The 17,167-nt window shown below is 55.9% G+C and carries 17 protein-coding genes; 8 read left to right on the top strand and 9 right to left on the bottom strand.

The features are described 5' to 3' along the window. Both ABWP81_RS05590 and gloB read right to left on the bottom strand, forming a co-directional pair. Nucleotides 1-1,274 (bottom strand): transglycosylase SLT domain-containing protein (locus ABWP81_RS05590; RefSeq protein ID WP_353140164.1); only part of this gene is annotated, 1,274 nt, incomplete at its 3' end. After that, entirely contained in the window at nt 1,271-2,053 is a 783-nt protein-coding gene (gloB, locus tag ABWP81_RS05585) for a hydroxyacylglutathione hydrolase (protein ID WP_353140162.1), read from the bottom strand. The genes gloB and ABWP81_RS05590, both read right to left, overlap by 4 nt. Here gloB and ABWP81_RS05580 point away from each other — a divergent pair. The 4 genes from ABWP81_RS05580 to ABWP81_RS05565 all read left to right on the top strand — a co-directional run bounded on the left by ABWP81_RS05580 (nt 2,052) and on the right by ABWP81_RS05565 (nt 7,968). After that, nucleotides 2,052-2,816 (top strand): class I SAM-dependent methyltransferase, encoded by a 765-nt coding sequence (locus tag ABWP81_RS05580; protein ID WP_353140160.1) that lies wholly within the window; start codon nt 2,052-2,054, stop codon nt 2,814-2,816. The genes gloB and ABWP81_RS05580 overlap by 2 nt on opposite strands. Beyond that, on the top strand, nt 2,813-3,265 hold the full coding sequence (rnhA, locus tag ABWP81_RS05575; protein WP_353131760.1) for a ribonuclease HI: 453 nt from the start codon (nt 2,813-2,815) through the stop codon (nt 3,263-3,265). The genes ABWP81_RS05580 and rnhA overlap by 4 nt, the downstream gene beginning before the upstream one ends. Nucleotides 3,266-3,360: 95 nt before the next feature. Beyond that, the gene (locus ABWP81_RS05570) at nt 3,361-4,845 is read left to right on the top strand and encodes an efflux RND transporter periplasmic adaptor subunit (protein WP_353140158.1); all 1,485 of its coding nucleotides are present in this window, start codon (nt 3,361-3,363) and stop codon (nt 4,843-4,845) included. Nucleotides 4,846-4,866: 21 nt separating this feature from the next. Beyond that, entirely contained in the window at nt 4,867-7,968 is a 3,102-nt protein-coding gene (locus ABWP81_RS05565) for an efflux RND transporter permease subunit (protein ID WP_353140156.1), read from the top strand. Here the strand turns inward: ABWP81_RS05565 and moeA are convergent, their stop codons facing one another. Genes moeA through moaA form a run of 3 tightly spaced genes read right to left on the bottom strand, consistent with a single transcriptional unit; the run spans nt 7,969 to nt 11,100 of the window. Then, nucleotides 7,969-9,252: a molybdopterin molybdotransferase MoeA gene (gene moeA / locus ABWP81_RS05560; protein ID WP_353140154.1), complete on the bottom strand. Its 1,284-nt coding sequence runs from the start codon at nt 9,250-9,252 to the stop codon at nt 7,969-7,971. Then, nucleotides 9,249-9,887 carry a molybdenum cofactor guanylyltransferase MobA gene (mobA, locus tag ABWP81_RS05555; protein WP_353131756.1) on the bottom strand — a complete coding sequence of 213 codons (639 nt, stop codon included), beginning with the start codon at nt 9,885-9,887 and terminating at the stop codon, nt 9,249-9,251. Before mobA ends, moeA begins: the two co-directional genes overlap by 4 nt. Nucleotides 9,888-9,924: 37 nt before the next feature. Further along, on the bottom strand, nt 9,925-11,100 hold the full coding sequence (gene moaA, locus ABWP81_RS05550) for a GTP 3',8-cyclase MoaA (protein ID WP_353140152.1): 1,176 nt from the start codon (nt 11,098-11,100) through the stop codon (nt 9,925-9,927). Between the two features lie 111 nt (nt 11,101-11,211). On the opposite strand from moaA, the gene ABWP81_RS05545 reads away from it, so the two are divergent. Continuing rightward, a complete protein-coding gene (locus ABWP81_RS05545; protein WP_104797323.1) occupies nt 11,212-11,355 on the top strand; it encodes a DUF3149 domain-containing protein in 144 nt (47 codons plus the stop codon). Between the two features lie 94 nt (nt 11,356-11,449). Beyond that, a complete protein-coding gene (gene ppa, locus ABWP81_RS05540) occupies nt 11,450-11,977 on the top strand; it encodes an inorganic diphosphatase (RefSeq protein WP_353140150.1) in 528 nt (175 codons plus the stop codon). Between the two features lie 71 nt (nt 11,978-12,048). On the opposite strand, the gene ABWP81_RS05535 is transcribed toward ppa, so the two are convergent. Further along, the gene (locus ABWP81_RS05535; protein WP_353140148.1) at nt 12,049-13,224 is read right to left on the bottom strand and encodes a GNAT family N-acetyltransferase; all 1,176 of its coding nucleotides are present in this window, start codon (nt 13,222-13,224) and stop codon (nt 12,049-12,051) included. Nucleotides 13,225-13,268: 44 nt separating this feature from the next. Here ABWP81_RS05535 and ABWP81_RS05530 point away from each other — a divergent pair, with 44 nt between their 5' ends. Both ABWP81_RS05530 and ABWP81_RS05525 read left to right on the top strand, forming a co-directional pair. Then, nucleotides 13,269-14,996: an NAD+ synthase gene (locus tag ABWP81_RS05530; RefSeq protein WP_353140146.1), complete on the top strand. Its 1,728-nt coding sequence runs from the start codon at nt 13,269-13,271 to the stop codon at nt 14,994-14,996. Between the two features lie 36 nt (nt 14,997-15,032). After that, nucleotides 15,033-15,371, top strand: coding sequence for a P-II family nitrogen regulator (locus tag ABWP81_RS05525; RefSeq protein ID WP_353131751.1), 339 nt, complete (start codon nt 15,033-15,035; stop codon nt 15,369-15,371). Between the two features lie 38 nt (nt 15,372-15,409). Here the strand turns inward: ABWP81_RS05525 and ABWP81_RS05520 are convergent, their stop codons facing one another. The 3 genes from ABWP81_RS05520 to ABWP81_RS05510 are packed head-to-tail and all read right to left on the bottom strand — an operon-like array spanning nt 15,410 to nt 17,160. After that, on the bottom strand, nt 15,410-15,997 hold the full coding sequence (locus ABWP81_RS05520) for an LOG family protein (protein ID WP_353140143.1): 588 nt from the start codon (nt 15,995-15,997) through the stop codon (nt 15,410-15,412). Between the two features lie 9 nt (nt 15,998-16,006). Then, complete coding sequence (locus ABWP81_RS05515) at nt 16,007-16,507, bottom strand: RDD family protein (protein WP_353131749.1); 501 nt, start codon at nt 16,505-16,507, stop codon at nt 16,007-16,009. Next, nucleotides 16,504-17,160: a DUF3106 domain-containing protein gene (locus tag ABWP81_RS05510; protein ID WP_353131748.1), complete on the bottom strand. Its 657-nt coding sequence runs from the start codon at nt 17,158-17,160 to the stop codon at nt 16,504-16,506. Before ABWP81_RS05510 ends, ABWP81_RS05515 begins: the two co-directional genes overlap by 4 nt. Between the last annotated feature and the right edge of the window lie 7 nt (nt 17,161-17,167).

Raw genomic sequence — 17,167 nt, 5'->3', positions numbered from 1 at the left:
GATGCCAGCTTGTTGCCCTTGGTTTTCTTTCCACCTTTGGCGGCAGCTTTGCGCTTGGCCACGGCTTCGGGCGACAAGTCGAGCTTGCCGTTGTCAGCCACTTGGGCCGTCACGTCACCCAGCATGCCTGCACTGCGGGGCACCAACAGCGCAGAGCCTGCTTTGATCACCATGCGCGGAGGGATGTTGTTGATGGCGCGGAAATCGGCTTCGCTCATGTTTACGCGCTTGGCGGCATCGGCCACTTTCATGGTGGTGGGTGCAATCCAAGCGGTCCAGCTTGCCATGCGGCCCAAGGTGGAGGCTTCGTAGTTGCGTTGGAATACTTCGGCGTTGTCCCAAGGCAGCAAAATTTTGGGCGAGCCCGCAGCCAGCAACACTGGGCGGTGGGCGGAGGGGTTCAGGGCTTTGAAGTCTTGTTCTGAAATATCGGCTAGCTTGGCTACTACGCTGACGTCCATGTCACGGGGCAGGGGCACGCTCTGAAAATAGGGGTGATTGGGGATACTGGGCAGCACCACGCTGAACTGGGGAGGGTTGCCCACAATGTTTTTCATGGCCTGCAATTTGGGCACATACATGCGTGTTTCCATAGGCATGGTCAGGTCGGTGTAGCCGGTGGGTAGGCCTGCCCGTTTGTTGCGTGCAATGGCTTTGCCCACATTGCCTTCACCCCAGTTGTAGGCGGCCAAGGCCAAATGCCAATCACCAAACATTTTGTGCAGGCGTTCTAGGTAGTCCAGTGCGGCACGGGTGGAGGCTTCCACATCGCGACGGTCATCACGAAAAGCGTTTTGTTTCAGGTCAAAACTCTTGCCGGTGGCGGGCATAAACTGCCACATGCCGCTGGCCCGGGCGCTGGAAACTGCTTGTGGGTTGAAGGCACTTTCGATGAAGGGTAGCAAGGCCAACTCGGTAGGCATCTTGCGGGCTTCAATTTCTTCAACGATGTGATACAGGTATTTGTTCGAGCGCTCGGTCATGCGGCTCAAGTATTCGGGTTTGGCGGCGTACCACTGGGTGCGGTCGGTGACGAGGTTTGTGTCCAAGTCAGGCATTGAATACCCCTTGCGGATGCGCTCCCACAGGTCGTTGGGCAAGCTCAGCGTGGCCACGTTGTCGCGTTTGGCGCTGCCTTTGGCAATGGGGCTTAGATCTTCTGGAGGCGTGGGGTTGGTGCTGGCCTGATTGGGCCCGTTCGTGGATTCAGGCAAATTTGCACAGCCGCTCAGCAATGCAAGGCTGAGGCTGAATACGGTCAATAGAAATCTCATCTGAAATCGTTCTTCCATTCACGAAGGGCAGCAAACACAGCCACATCGTCGGTTTGTTCGAGCGCTGAGAGTCCAGCGTGTTGTGCCACGGCTTGCCGCACAGCGGTAAGTCGAGCCCGTAAAAACGGGTTGATTTGCAATTCGTTGCCCAACTGTGCGGGCAGGGTGGGGGTGCCCTGGGCTCTGAGTTGTTGGCACTGCGCCATGTAGGTTTGCAAGACGGTGTTGCTGGGTTCTACGGCCAAGGCGAATCGCAAATTGGACAGAGTGTACTCGTGGGCGCAGCACACCTGGGTGTTGCTTGGAAGGGCTGCAAGGCGGTCAAGTGAGGCCAGCATTTGCGCAGGTGTTCCCTCAAAAATGCGACCACAGCCCCCCGAAAACAAGGTGTCACCGCAAAACAGCACGGGGTTGGGTTGGGCATTGGGTAAGAAATAAGCCACATGGCCGGCGGTGTGGCCGGGCACGTCCAGCACTTGCACGGTTTGGCCGAGCAAATCAAGTCGGTCGCCGTGCATGACGGGCGTAAAGGGCGCAGGCACCTCTTCGAGGGCGGGGCCAAACACTTGGGCGCCCGTGGCAAGGTGCAATTCGCGCACGCCTCCTACATGGTCGGCATGGTGATGGGTCACTAGAATGGCGGCCAACGTCAGACCTTGGTCGGCCAGCGCCTGCAACACAGGTGCAGCGTCGCCAGGGTCGACCGCCACGGCCATTTGGTCTTGTTGCCACAACCACAGGTAGTTGTCAGAAAACGCGGGCAGTGCAATTAGCTTCATGTCATCCACACCTTTAAAAAACGATAGTTTGCCTGACTGGCTCGCGTCCCCTGCTGGCCAGTATTTGTGCGCATGGGAGCAACGCTATTTAGACTGCGCGGTGGCCGATGTGTTTGGTTTTCACGCGCTGCAACTAGGCTTTCCCGCGCTTAACGCTTTGCAAGCCAACCGCATGCCTCACCAATGGCTGGCCTGTGATGCCCAACCCGAGCCATCGCCCGTGGGCCGCGAAGTGTTGATGACCAATTACGAGGCCTTGCCTTTTCCCGATGCCAGCTTGGACTTGCTGGTATTGCCCCACACCCTAGAGCTGAGCTTCGACCCACACGCCACTCTGCGTGAAGTGGGGCGCGTGCTGGTGCCCGAAGGGCGCGTGGTGATTTGCGGCTTCAACCCCAACAGCCTGTGGGGCGTGAGCAAAAGTTGCAAACGCAATTTTTCTGAAGTGGGCGATTTCATTGGTCAGCGCCGCTTGCGCGATTGGCTTCAGTTGTTGAGCTTTGAAGTGGAGTCCACCAGTTTTGGCTGTTACCGCCCAGACGTAAAAACCCAGCGCTGGCTGCAACGATTGGATTGGATGGACCAAGCGGGCGTGCGTTGGTGGCCCATTTTGGGCGCTGTGTACGGCATGGTGGCTGTCAAGCGGGTTCAAGGCATGCGCCTGATCTCGTCCGCTTGGAAAAAAGCGGTGCCGCGTGCGGCCGTGGTGGCAACCACGGCTTCAAGCACGGCAAACAACAGCGCATCTAAAGGAATGGAATGAACACGGTAGAAATTTATACAGACGGCGCCTGCAAGGGCAACCCAGGCCCCGGCGGCTGGGGCGCCTTGCTGCGCTCGCCCTCGGGTCAAGAAAAAGAGTTGTTTGGTGGGGAGTTAGACACCACCAACAACCGCATGGAATTAATGGCGGTGATTGAGGCTTTGCGAGCGCTTAAACGCCCTTGCAATGTGGCTTTGTATTTGGACAGCGAGTACGTGCGCAAGGGCATCACCGAATGGATTCACGGATGGAAAGCCCGCAGCTGGCGAACGGCAGCCAAGCAGCCCGTGAAGAACGCCGACCTTTGGCAGCAGTTAGATGCGCTTACGCATCAAGGCGATCACGACATCGCGTGGCATTGGGTGAAAGGCCATGCCGGCCATGTGGACAATGAGCGCGCTGATGGCTTGGCGAATCGCGGCGTTGAGCAGGTGTTGTCCGCTAGGTGACAGATTTTGCAAAGCCAAGCTAAGTTTGGTGTTTTCTAGATGTCTCACTGGTACATTGCAAAATTGATTCAATCGTAACTAAAAGAATCTCATTCATGGCCTCCAATAAGATGTATTCCGTTGTGGCAGTGGTAGGCATTGTGGTTGCCTCAACCTTGGCTTGGTGGTTGCAAAACCCCAAAACAGATGCAGTTCCTGCTGCCCCAGGTGCGCGTCCAGCGGGCGTGGAAATTAGCCAAGTTAAAAAGCAAACGTTGCGTGACGACGTCGAGGCTGTGGGTACATTGAGGTCATCACAAAACGTCATACTTCGTCCTGAAGTGGCAGGCCGTGTGTTGTCGTTAGGTTTTACCGATGGTGCGCGTGTGCGAGCGGGCCAAGTGTTGGTGCAGATGGACGACACCTTGCAACGCGCTGAGGTGCAGCAATCGCTGGCCCAAATGTCGATTGCCCGCGCCAACCACAAACGCAACCAAGAATTGGTGGCTCAAAACTTCATCGCCCAGCGCTCGCTAGATGAAAGTGCAGCTGCCCTGCAAGTAGCCGATGCGCAGCTGGGTTTGTCATGTGCCCGTTTGGACCGCATGCGTTTGATTGCACCTTTCAATGGTGTGGTGGGTATTCGCAGCATCAACGTGGGTGACTATGTGAAAGATGGCGCAGACTTGATTAACCTAGAAAACATTGGTAGTCTGTATGTGGACTATCGTTTGCCTGAGCGTTATCAAGCCAAGGTGAAACCAGGTCAAACCATTGAGGTGAAACTGGATGCCTTTAGTGGCCGTTTGTTCAAAGCCAGTGTTGAGGCGGTAGACCCACTCATTGATGCCAATGGCCGTTCGATTGGTGTGCGTGCCGTTTTGGCCAATACAGCGGGCGAGCCAATCGTGGTGGGTGGTAGAGGCCCAGGCCCAGGTGCTGGGTCACAAGCAGCTGCTGCGGCGCCAACTGCTTCTTCTGCCTCCGCATCTGCATCCTCTTCGCAAGTCAAAGTTGCTGTGCCTGCTGCTTCAGCACCGGCTGCCAAGAAACCCGATCCTATTAGCCGAGGTGTGGCCTTGCCATCGCCCCAAAGCTTGGGTTGCCCGCCCAATACCTTTGACCGCACGCGGACCAGCGCGGGGGGCGATCAAACAGGCCCCTTGCGTCCTGGCATGTTTGCGCGCGTGACCGCTGTGTTTGCCATCAAGCCCAATGCCTTGGTGGTGCCTGAAGAAGCTATCGTGCCGCAGGCCGGCAAACAGTTTGTCATCAAGGCTATCCCACCCAGTGAGTTGCCTGCGCCTGCTGCTAGCGCGGCGAGTGGCGTTGCCAGTGCGCCTGTTGTGCCGCCAGACACCAAGTTTGTGTCTCTGCGTACCGAGGTGAAGCTGGGTATGCGTCGTGGCGGTCAAGTGGAAATTACCGAGGGCTTGGCGGAGGGTGACACCATCGTGGTGGCAGGTCAGCAACGTCTGCAAAAAGATGGCTCACCCTTGCGTGTCGTCGAGCTTGGTCGTGGTCCGGCCGCAGCTGCATCGGCGTCAGCATCTGGCGCATCGGCTGCCGCCTCTGGGGCTGCTCCCGCAGCTAGCCGATAAACCACAAAGCAAAGAGCTCACATGCAGTTGCCTGAGATATCCATTCGCCGTCCGGTGTTTGCCACCGTGTTGTCCTTGCTCATTGTGTTGGTGGGCGTGGTGTCATACACCCGCTTGAACGTGCGCGAGTACCCCAAGATTGACAACCCCGTGGTGACGGTGGAAACCAAGTACACCGGCGCGTCTAGTGCGGTGGTGGAATCGCAAGTCACCAAGGTGCTGGAAGACTCCCTTTCTGGCATTGAGGGGGTAGACGTCATCACCTCTATCAGCCGCCAAGAGCAGAGCCAAATTACGGTGAACTTTGTGTTGTCACGCGATGCCGACTCGGCCGCTGCCGATGTGCGCGACAAAGTGAGCCGAGTGCGCCAGCGCTTGCCCCAAGGCATTGATGAGCCCGTGATTGCCAAGGTGGAGGCTGATGCTTTTCCGGTCATTTGGTTGTCCTTCAGCTCTGACACTTTGAATGCGCTGCAGCTCACCGACTATGCCAATCGCATTGCCAAGCCCATGTTGCAAACCGCACCCGGCGCCTCGGATGTGCGCGTGTTTGGGGAGCGTAAATACGCCATGCGTATTTGGCTTGACCCCGATCGCTTGGCCGCCTACAAGCTCACCACCCAAGATGTTGAAGATGCCCTGCGTCGCTCCAATGTGGAAGTGCCAGCTGGACGGATTGAAAGCAAGCTGCGTGAATTCAACGTCACGGCATCGACTGACCTGCAAACGCCGCGAGAGTTTGGTAACGTGGTCATCAAGTCTGTCAATGGCACCTTAGTGCGCATGAGCGATGTGGCGCGTGTCGAGCAAGGCCCGCAAGCTGAACGCACCGCCACACGATTTAATGGCAAAGATGCCATTACTTTGGGTGTGATTCGCAACGCCACCGCTAACCCGCTGGACCTCAGTGCGGCGGTGCGCAACATGATCCCGAAAATCAAAGAAAACTTGCCGCCGGGCGTGGAAATTGAAGTTGCCAACGACAACTCTATCTTCATCGAACAATCCATCAAGGCGGTTTATCAAACCATTGTGGAAGCCGCCATTTTGGTGGCCTTGGTTATCTTTTTGTTCTTGCGCACCTTTCGCGCATCCATCATTCCGCTGGTGACCATTCCTGTGTGTTTGATTGGTACGTTCGCTTTGATGGCCATGTTTGGTTTTACGGTCAACACGCTCACCATGCTGGCCTTGGTGTTGGCCATTGGTTTGGTGGTGGACGACGCCATCGTGGTGTTAGAAAATATTTACAGACACATAGAAGAAGGCATGTCGCCCTTTCACGCGGCGATCAAAGGCGCCAAAGAAGTGGGCTTTGCGGTGGTGGCCATGACCATGACCTTGGCGGCGGTGTATGCGCCCTTGGCGTTCACGCCGGGGCGAACTGGAAAACTGTTTACTGAGTTTGCGTTGGCCTTGGCGGGCTCGGTGGTGGTGTCGGGCTTTGTGGCCTTGACGCTCACGCCCATGATGTGTTCCATCATGCTCAAGCACAACCACAAGCCCAGCTGGTTTGACCGCACCATGGAGCATCAGTTGCAGCGCATGTCCAACGCGTATGGACGTTTACTGAAATGGACGCTATCACCCGGCCAATTTTTTGGCCGTTCAATCTCGCGTCGTTGGTTGGTGGTGGCTGTGATGGTGTCGGCTGGTATGGGGACGTGGTCCTTGCTCAAATCGACCAAGAGCGAATTGGCCCCCTTGGAAGACCGTGGCGTGATTTTGACGGTCATCAACGGGCCAGATGGCGCCACCATGGACTACACCCTGCGTTACAGCTTGGCACTCGAAAAAATGGCAGAGAAATACACTGAGTTTGACCGCATCTTCACCGTGGTGGGTAACCCCACCGTGGCTCAAGGTAACGTGTTTTACCGCGCCAAGCCTTGGGAAGATAGAAGTAAAAGCACGCTCGAAATTGCCCGCGAGATGACGCCTATGGTGTCGGGCTTGCCAGGCGTGACGGCGTTTCCCATCACGCCACCATCGCTTGGGCAGCCGTTTCGTGAGCGCCCTATCAACTTCGTTATCTTGACATCGGACAGTTACCAAAACTTGGCGCAAGTGGTGCGTAGCTTTCAAGAAGAAATTGCCAAGAACCCTGGCATCGTGAGTGTGGACACAGACCTGCGTTTGAATAAACCCGAAATCAGTATGGAAGTAGACCGCGAACGAGCCGCCGACATGGGCGTGCCCGTGGATCAAATTGCCCGTGCTGTAGAAACCATGATGGGGGGTCGTCAAGTCACACGCTATAAGCGTGAGGGTGACCAATATGACGTGATTGTGCAAACCGCACCCACTGGCCGCGACACCCCCGACGACATCGAACGCGTGTTTGTTCGCGGCAAAGGTGATGTCATGATTCCTTTGTCTGCCTTGGTCAAAACAAAAGAGGTGGTGGTACCGCGTGAGCTGAACCACTTCAGCCAACGACGCAGCGCAACCATCACCGCCAACTTGGCCCCCACCTATTCGCTGGGCGAGGCCATCACTTTCATGAATGCCACAGCGCAAAAGGTGCTCAAACCCGGTTACTCCACCGACCTCAATGGCACCTCGCGTGAGTTTGTCAAATCATCGGGATCGCTGGTGATCGTATTTGTGCTCGCGCTGTTGTTTATTTTCTTGGTGTTGGCTGCGCAGTTTGAAAGCTTCGTAGATCCGCTGGTCATCATGTTGTCCGTGCCGTTGTCGATGGTGGGCGCTCTGTTGGCACTTCAGTTCAGTGGCGGCACACTCAATGTGTTCAGCCAAATTGGCCTAATCACTCTAGTAGGCTTGATCACCAAACACGGCATTTTGATTGTGGAGTTTGCCAACCAACTGCGTGAAGAGGGCATGGAGTTGTTTGAGGCAGTCACAAAGTCTGCCACCTTGCGATTGCGTCCGATTTTGATGACCACCGGCGCGATGGTGCTGGGCGCGATTCCGTTGGCTTTGGCCAGTGGTGCGGGTGCAGAAAGCCGCAAGCAAATTGGTTGGGTCATTGTGGGAGGTATGAGCTTGGGCACCTTGCTCACCATCTTTGTGGTGCCCACCATGTATACCTTGCTGGCTCGAAAGTCAGTTCCTGGGGCGATCACCATTCGCCATGAAGATGCGGACGTAGGCGCGTAATTACACAGCGCCCTCAAACATCATCACGTCCACCTCGTCCCCTACCACGACATTGCCTTGGCTGTGATGTAGCACGATGAGGCCATTGCCTTGCACCATCGAGCTCAGCACGCCTGAGCCTTGGTTGCCGGTGGTACGTACTTGCAGTGTGCCGTCGGCGGCGCTGCTGACAAAGCCTCGTTGGTACTCGGTGCGGCCTGCTTTTTTTCGCAGAGGTTCTAAACACTTAGCTCGCAGAAGCGGTGCAGGCTGTGCGGTGCTGCCCATCATTTGCAGCAGAGCAGGGCGCACAAAAGCAAGGAAGGTGACCATCACAGCCACGGGGTTGCCAGGCAAACCAAACAACACCGACTTGCCAATGCGGCCCACGGCCATAGGACGGCCTGGGCGCATGGCTATTTTCCAAAAGGCCACATCGCCCAGCTTTTTCATCATGGCTTTGGTGAAGTCGGCTTCGCCTACGCTCACACCACCACTGGTGATGATGGCGTCGGCCTTCAGTGCCGCTTGGGCGAATGCTGCTTCTAAGAGCGCTGGTTCATCACGCACCACGCCCATGTCAATCACTTCGCACCCCATGCGGGTGAGCAGGCCAAACAAGGTGTAGCGGTTGCTGTCGTAAACCGCGCCTTCGCGGGGCGCTTCGCCCAAGCTGAGGACTTCGTCGCCGGTGGAGAAATAGGCCACACGCAATCGGCGATGCACACGCACATCGGGCAGACCTAGGCTGGCAACCAAGCCTAAGGCAGCAGGCGTGAGGTGCTGGCCTGCTTTTAACGCAGACTGGCCTTGCATCAGGTCTTCGCCCATCAAGCGGCGGTTGTCACCGGCTTTCAATAAATTGGGTGGAATGGTGACGGTGCTCACATCGTGTGTGTTGGTCACTTGGCAAAACTCTTGGGGCACCACAGTATCTAGGTTGTCTGGCAGTATGGCGCCTGTCATGATCTTCAAACATTCGCCGGCATTCACCTTGCCTTGCCATGCTTTGCCAGCCAGTGCCGTACCCACCACGCGCAGGATGAGGGGCTGGTCGGCTTGCAGCTGAGTGGCATCGAACGCAAAACCGTCCATGGCCGAGTTGTTGTGCGCGGGCACGTTGATGGTTGAGACCACGTCTTGCGCCAACACGCGACCCAATGCGTCAAACAAAAACACGTCTTGCGATTCGTTGGCAGACAAGGGCTGCACCAACTCAGCCAAAAATGCGTTGACTTGGTCCACGCTCAAGGCTTGTGGGTCATAGCCTTGCAGGGCGGCGGCAATCTCGTCCAAGCTTTTCATGGTGCGGCGTTTTCTAGGGCTTGCAGTTCTGTCAAGGTGTTGACGTTGGCAAAGGCCAGAGGGTCATCGCTGGGGGCGTCAAACGGCACTTCAACCGTTTTGTGTTGCGAGGTCCAAGCATCAATCTTGCGACCACCGGCGTGGGTGAATCTCACCAAACTTTCAGATAGTTCAATCTTCATCAGGCAAAACACAGGCTGCGTGCGCAGCTGGGTTTGGCCGTGCTCATCAGTTTCAGGTGCTGCAGCCATGGCGATATCGGCGTCTTCGCGCACCAAAGCTTCAGCGAGGCGCTGTGCCAAGTCGAGGGGCAGGCGTGGTGTGTCGCAGGGAACGGTCAGCATGTAGGGAGTTTCGGCGCGCTCTAAGCCCACCAAAAAGCCAGACAAGGGGCCCGAAAAGTCGGCAGATGCATCGGGCCACACTGAGGATCCAAACGACTCATACGCCGAGAGGTTGCGGTTGGCATTGACCATCACGCTTTCCACTTGGGGGCCAAGGCGCATAAGGGTGTGCAAGGCGAGCGGGATGCCGTTGAAGTTTTGCAAGCCTTTGTCCACACCGCCCATGCGGCTGCCTCGGCCGCCGGCCAAGATAAGGCCGGTAATGTCTTGAGGCGCGATGGTGTCAGTCATGTCGGTGTATGTTGGTTTCTGTGAGGTGTGTTGCGGTTTAACCGCCGATGTAGCTCATCTCGACGCGGCGCGCAGTGGATGAACCGTTGGGCGCACTGTCAGCAGGCATAGAGGCTCTGAGCTCTGAATATCGGTCGTCGCGGCCTTGCCAAATATGTCCGATGGCCGAGGCAAGGTCTGCATCGGTGGCCTGCGCGCCACGCATGAGGCTGCGCAAGTCGTAGCCTTTTGTGGCAAAAAGGCAGAGGTAGAGTTTGCCCTCTGTGGAGAGGCGGGCGCGGTTGCAGTCTTGGCAGAAAGCTTGGGTCACGCTGCTGATGACGCCAACTTCACCCAAGGTGGGGTCAAACACACCTGCGGCGTTGGCATAGCCCCAACGCTGGGCGGTTTCGCCCAGGGCGCTCGCGTCAAGCGTCACGAGTGGAAATTCTTGTTGGATGTGTTTGATGACCTCGGCCGAGGGCAGCACATCGTCCATGCACCAGCCGTTGGTGGCGCCCACATCCATGTACTCGATGAAGCGCAGGGTGATGCCGCTGCCACGGAAGTGGCGGGCCATGGGCAAGATTTGGTTGACGTTGGTGCGGCGCTTGACCACCATATTGACTTTGAGGCCCGTAAACAACCCGTTGGCATCCAGTCCCAAGCCTGCGTCTTTGGCCGCTGCAATGCCTTCCAACACATCGGCCACCGGAAAGTCCACATCGTTCATTTCGCGAAACACGGCATCGTCCAGACCGTCCAAGCTCACCGTCACGCGGTTCAAGCCCGCGTCTTTGAGCGACTTGGCTTTGCGTGCCAAAAGTGAGCCGTTGGTGGTGAGGGTCAGGTCCAGTGGCGTGCCATCAGGCGTTTTGATATTGGCCAGTTGGTCTACCAAGATTTCAAGGTTTTTGCGCAGCAGAGGCTCGCCGCCTGTGAGCCGAATTTTGCGCACGCCGTGGGCCACAAACACTTTGGCCAGGCGCGTGATTTCTTCAAAGTTAAGCAAGTCGCCGTGTGGCAGGTAGGCGTAGTCTTTGTTGAACACCTCTTTGGGCATGCAGTAATTGCAGCGAAAGTTGCAGCGGTCGGTCACGCTGATGCGCAGGTCGTGCAGCGGGCGGCCCAAGCTGTCGCTAAGAAGCCCCGTGGCGCTGATGGGTTGGGTAGGCAAAGTGGCAGGCAAAGCCAGCAGCCGTTGGTCAACAAGGGGGATCACGCGTTCAGACATAGTTGCGCGATTTTGCCTGAATGGCCAATACCCTAACTGTTGACATAGATCATTGCGACAGCCCTTCAAACGCTGCAAAGTCAAGGCATTGCAATTAATTGGAGTTTCCCTATGAAAGCTTGGATTGATCTTTTTTCTACCGACTACGGGCTAATGAGCGTGGCTGTGATTGTTTTCATCTTGGCAATGGCCGTGTATTTTTTGCGGGTGTTCTTAGGCTTAATGGATGAAACTGGCAAAAGTACCCACGAATAAGAGTTTCAAAGGCCATGTGGCAACGCAAGCCTCATGAAAGTAAAATCGGAGTTAATCCTCCGAGTTTCTTTTTTAACTTTTATAACAAGACACCATGTCCCTGAATCAAGTCACCCCCGGTAGCAAAGTTCCCGAAGCCTTCAACGTGATCATCGAAATTCCGATGAACTCGGACCCTGTGAAGTACGAAGTTGACAAAGAGTCTGGCGCTTTGTTTGTGGACCGCTTCATGGGCACGGCCATGCATTACCCCACCAACTACGGCTATGTGCCACAAACCATCGCTGGCGACGGTGATCCTGTAGACGTGTTGGTTATCACACCATTTCCATTGCCACCCGGCGTGGTGGTGCCTTGCCGTGCGCTGGGCATCTTGATGATGGAAGACGAAGGCGGCGTGGACGGCAAAGTTTTAGCTGTGCCCACTGAAAAAATCCTGGCCCGCTACAGCAACATCAAATCATTGGCCGATATCCATGAGTTGCAACTGCAGCAAATCTCTCATTTCTTTGAGCATTACAAAGATCTCGAAAAAGGCAAGTGGGTCAAGGTCAAGGGCTGGGAGGGTATTGAGTCTGCCCACAAAGAAATCGTGGACGGCATGGCCAACTACAATAAGTAATTCTTCCTTGTGTTCATATAAAGCCCGCTTTAGCGGGCTTTATTGTTTCCGAGGTTTTTTTTGTAGACTATTTATTGCGGCTCTTGGCTTTTAAAAGGGCTGCGCTCGGCCAAGTGGTCGAGGTAGTTGTCGACTCCCGCTGACTCCCGCTCTAAAAAACGCTCTACTGCATCGGCAAACGCAGGGTGGGCCAGCCAATGTGCGCTGTAGGTGGCGACAGGCATAAGGGCGCGGGCCATTTTGTGTTCGCCTTGTGCGCCGCCTTCAAAGCGCTGCACGTCGTTGGCAATGCACCAGCTGAGGGGTTGGTAGTAGCAAGCTTCAAAGTGTAGGCAGTCCACGCGCTCAAGTGCGCCCCAGTAGCGGCCATAGGCAATAGCCTCAGTCGTGCCTAGGCCTTGCACAGCGATCAAGCTGCTCGCGATGGGACGGCCTTCGCGCTGGGCCACAAACATCACCCAGTTTTGAGGCATGTCGTGCTGCATGTGTTCAAAGAACGAGCGGCTGAGGTAGGGGGCGTTACCGTGCTCGAGGTAGGTACGTTCGTAGCACTGGTAAAAAAACTCCCAGTCTTCGCTGCTGATAGAAACCCCTACAGAGGTGCGAAAAGTCACGCCTGCATCGGCCACGCGGCGGCGTTCTTGTTTTATTTTTTTGCGTTTCTCTTGCGCGAGGCTTCCTAAGAAGGCGTCGAAACAATCAAACGGCTGGCCTTGAGGGTTTGCGTTGCACCAATGGAATTGCACGGTTTGACGCTGCATCAAGCCCAGCGCATTGCAAGCTGCACGGTCGTTAGGGCTGGTGAATAGCAGGTGCAAGGATGAGAGCTGGTGCTCCTTTGCAACGTCCAACATGGCTTGAAGCAGGGCTTGACGAGCTGTTGCGTCAATGGCCAACAATCGCGAGCCCGGCACAGGTGTGAAGGGCACGGCGCAGGTGGCTTTGGGAAAGTAGTTCAAGCCGTGGTTGGCATAGGCATTGGCCCAGGCCCAGTCAAACACGTATTCGCCGTAAGAGTGGTCTTTGATGAAGAGCGCACTGGCTCCGGCTAATTGGTCGCCTTGCCAAAGCGAGACAAATTGCGGCGTCCAGCCTGTAACGGGCGAGGCGCTACCGCTGGTGTGTAGGGCAGCCAAATAGGCGTGCTGCATAAAGGGCGAGGGCGCGTCTTGCTGGGCCAACAAAACGTCCCACGCTCCAGCGGGGATATCGAGCGGGCTCGCGTGGATGCGAATGACATAATCCATTTTCTTGTTAGACCTGTTTTACTTTGGACGATGTGCCTGCTGCCATGACTCTCAAAATTTGTGTTGCTCAGTTGAATTTCGTGGTGGGCGACATGGCGGGTAACGCCCAAAAAATTATCGAGTGTGCCACCGCTGCTTATCAAGATGGCGCTCGTTTGGTGCTGACGCCTGAGCTGTCGTTGTGCGGCTATGCCGCCGAAGATTTATTCCTGCGTCCATCATTCATCGAAGCCTGTGATCATGCCCTGAAAACGGTGTCCGCAGCTCTGAGCGGGTTAAAGGGTTTGCATGTGGTGGTGGGTCATCCCTCTGGCGGTGACGAGCGCTCTCGTTCGGTGTCGGTGCAACGGCGCTTCAACATGGCGAGTGTCGTTTGCGAGGGTCAAGTGGTGGCCGCTTATGCCAAGCGCGAGCTGCCCAATTACCAAGTGTTTGACGAGCGCCGCTACTTCGTGGCGGGCAACAAGCCTTGTGTTTTTAGTGTGGCGGGCATGAAAGTGGGCCTGCTGATTTGTGAAGACGCTTGGTTTGATGCGCCTGCGGCGGATGCCAAAGCGGCGGGGGCTGAGCTCTTGGCCGTGATCAACGCCTCCCCCTTCCATGTAGGCAAAGGTGACGAGCGCGAGCAGGCCATGCGTGGTCGCGTGCTAGCCACAGGCTTGCCTTTGATTTATGCGCACTTGGTCGGTGGCCAAGACGAAGTGGTGTTTGAGGGGCGCTCGTTTGCGCTTAACGCCGATGGTGTGCTGGCTGCGCGTGCGCCTAGCTTTGAAGTTGCTTCGTTTGTGGTGGATGTGGTTCGAGGTGATGGGGTGTCACAGGGGCATGACGCGGTGAGTGAGCAAACCACACGTGCCTCAAGTCGATCTCACGCTTCCCATCATCTGTCGGGGGAAGTTGCGCAAGACGGTTCGCTTGAAGCAGACCTCTGGCATGCCTTGGTGCTGGGCGTGCGTGACTACATCCGCAAAAACGGTTTCCCCGGCGTCTTATTGGGCTTGTCAGGGGGCATTGATTCGGCCTTGGTGCTGGCCATCGCGGTGGACGCCTTGGGTGCAGACAAGGTTCGCTCGGTCATGATGCCATCGCCCTACACCGCCGAAATCAGCTGGGTGGATGCGCGTGACATGGCACAGCGCATGGGCGTTCGTTACGACGAGGTGTCCATCGTGCCGGAATTTGAGGCGTTTTTGGGTTCGCTCAAAGCTGACTTTGAGGGCATGCAGCTTGATACCACCGAAGAGAACATCCAAGCGCGTATTCGTGGCACGCTGTTGATGGCTTTGTCCAACAAGTTTGGCTCCATCGTGCTGACTACGGGCAACAAGAGTGAGATGGCGACGGGCTATTGCACGCTTTACGGCGACATGGCAGGTGGCTTTGCGGTGATCAAGGACGTTGCCAAGACCTTGGTTTTTAAGCTGGCACGTTGGCGCAATGCCCATGACCCTTACGGCACGGGTGCCGATCCTATTCCTGAGCGCATCATCACACGCCCCCCTAGTGCTGAGCTGCGCCCAGACCAAACCGACCAAGACAGCTTGCCGCCCTATGAGGTGCTAGACGAGATCGTTTCGCGTTTTATGGAAAACGACCAAAGCTCAGAAGACATCATTGCGGCGGGCTTTGCACGTGCCGAGGTGGAAAAGGTAACCCGCCTCATTCGCATCAACGAGTACAAACGCCGTCAATCGCCGGTGGGAATTCGCGTCACGCACCGCAGTTTTGGCAAAGATTGGCGTTATCCTATAACCAATAAATTTCGTGCCTAAATACGGCCCTCCTCATTGATTTCAAGGACTTTGAACATGAAGCAAATCACCGCCATCATCAAACCATTCAAACTCGAAGAAGTGCGCGAAGCTCTGGCCGAATGTGGTGTGACTGGCTTGACCGTGACCGAGGTTAAAGGTTTTGGCCGTCAAAAAGGCCACACCGAGTTGTACCGTGGCGCTGAGTACGTGGTGGACTTTTTGCCAAAGGTCAAGGTTGAAGTGACTGTAAAGTCTGTTGATGTTGACAACTGCGTGGACGCCATCGTGCGCGCAGCCCGGACGGGCAAAATTGGCGACGGAAAAATTTTCATCACGCCGGTTGAGCGTGTCGTGCGTATTCGTACGGGCGAGTTGGACGAATCAGCCGTTTAATCAGCCAGTAATGGCCGTGGCTTTTTGCGAGTTGAGGTTTAGAGGCCTGCCAGTTGAGGCTCTGGCGCAAAGCCTGCGGCTTGAACCAGTTCTTGCAGCAAGGATGCGGGCTCAGTGCCGCTGAGAATAAGATCCATTTGCCAGTCGTTCAAAAAACCTTGGCTCACGCTGTTATTGACAAATTGAAGTAAGCCATCGTAATAGCCTCGTGTGTTGAGCAGGCCAATGGGTTTGTCGTGGTAGCCGAGTTGTCGCCAGGTCCATACTTCAAAAAACTCTTCAAAGGTACCAATGCCGCCTGGCAGGGCTAAGAACACATCGGCGCGCTCGGCCATCATGTGTTTGCGTTCGTGCATGGTGTCGACCACATGCAACTCGGTGCACGCGGTGCGTGTGTTTTCGATAGTTTGCAGTGCTTTTGGGATGATCCCCACCACAAGGCCACCCGCATCGGCTGTGGCTTGGGCCACGATGCCCATCAATCCGTTGTTGCCACCGCCATAAACGAGTTGGCCGTTGTGTTGCCCAATCCACGTGCCGACTTGGCGCGCCACATTGGCATAGTCCGGCAGGATGCCGTTGCGTGAGCCGCAATAGACGCAAACAGAAAATGCGGGCAGATTCATGATGAATGGTTATTTTTTTGCAACGACGGGCTGTGCGTTGACTAGTCGTGTGCCAGCCAGCGCATCGTGCCAAAACTGCCGCAGTGGGTGAAAGCGGCTCAGCAAAGCCCAAACTCCGACCCATCCCAAAAAAATTAGGGCAGTTTCGCCACCGCTCAGGTCGAAGGGCCCGACGATGGCTAAAGGTGGAATGAACCAAATCCAGCTCAGCAGATAACGTAAAAATGCACGTTTTTGCGTTAGTGCTTGGCCGTGGGCATCAATCACTCGGATGTGCCAAGTTTTCATGGCCAAGGTTTGGCCTTTTTGTCCAAACCAGGTGAAGTAAATGCCGACCACAAGGAATAAAAAGGCTTGCAAGCCTAGGCGGTTATCCATGGCGTGGCGAGTTTGGCTAAGTGTGCTGAATAAGTAGCCAGAGATAAACAGAACAGCAAATATCAGCATGCCCTCGTAAAGCCAGCACGCCATGCGGCGCAACAGGCCAGGGGCGATTAACTCCGACGTCATTGAGGTGTCACTGCGCTTTCAGTGCTGACAGTTGCCGGTGTCGAGCTTGAGACGGGCGTCGGCAGCAAGGTGGCGGGCGCCGCTTGATCTGTTGCGATACGGGGCAGCGGCTTGTTGGCGCTGGCGACAGGCGAAGAGGTGAGTTTGGCGGCAGACACGGGTTTTATCGCCGGTGCTGCACCTTGAATGGGTTGACTTTGCTGCGCTGCAAGTTTTTGTTTGGCCTCTGGCGTGAGGGCTTGATAGGCCTCCCATTTGGCTTTTTTATCTTCTTGCAAGAGCTGTTTAGCGTCTGCGTAATTCAACCGTGCAGCGGTGCGTTGCTGCGGGCTGAGTGCGGCCCACTCGCGCATGCGGCCTTGCACCGTGGCTTGATCTTCTGCAGAGAGTTGACCAAAATTTTGTGAAACAGCCAGCCACTTGCGTTTGTGTGGTTCAGTCATTGTGGGCCAAAGTTGGGCCAATGGGGCGAGTGCTTGTTGTTGTGACTCAGCCAAATCCATCCACAAAGGGCGCCCTGGCAGACTGGGTGCTGGCTTTACACCGACCACAGTTGAAGTTTGTGCACTCACCATTTCGCCAGTGATCAACACCGCACCACTCAGCAAGAGTTGGGCAATGAATGTCGTGTTGGTCAAGCGTTGAAACAGCATGCAGGAA

This window comes from Limnohabitans sp., assembly GCF_040401135.1.
Lineage (GTDB): Bacteria > Pseudomonadota > Gammaproteobacteria > Burkholderiales > Burkholderiaceae_C > Limnohabitans.
This window is presented reverse-complemented; position numbering and strand designations above follow the sequence as displayed.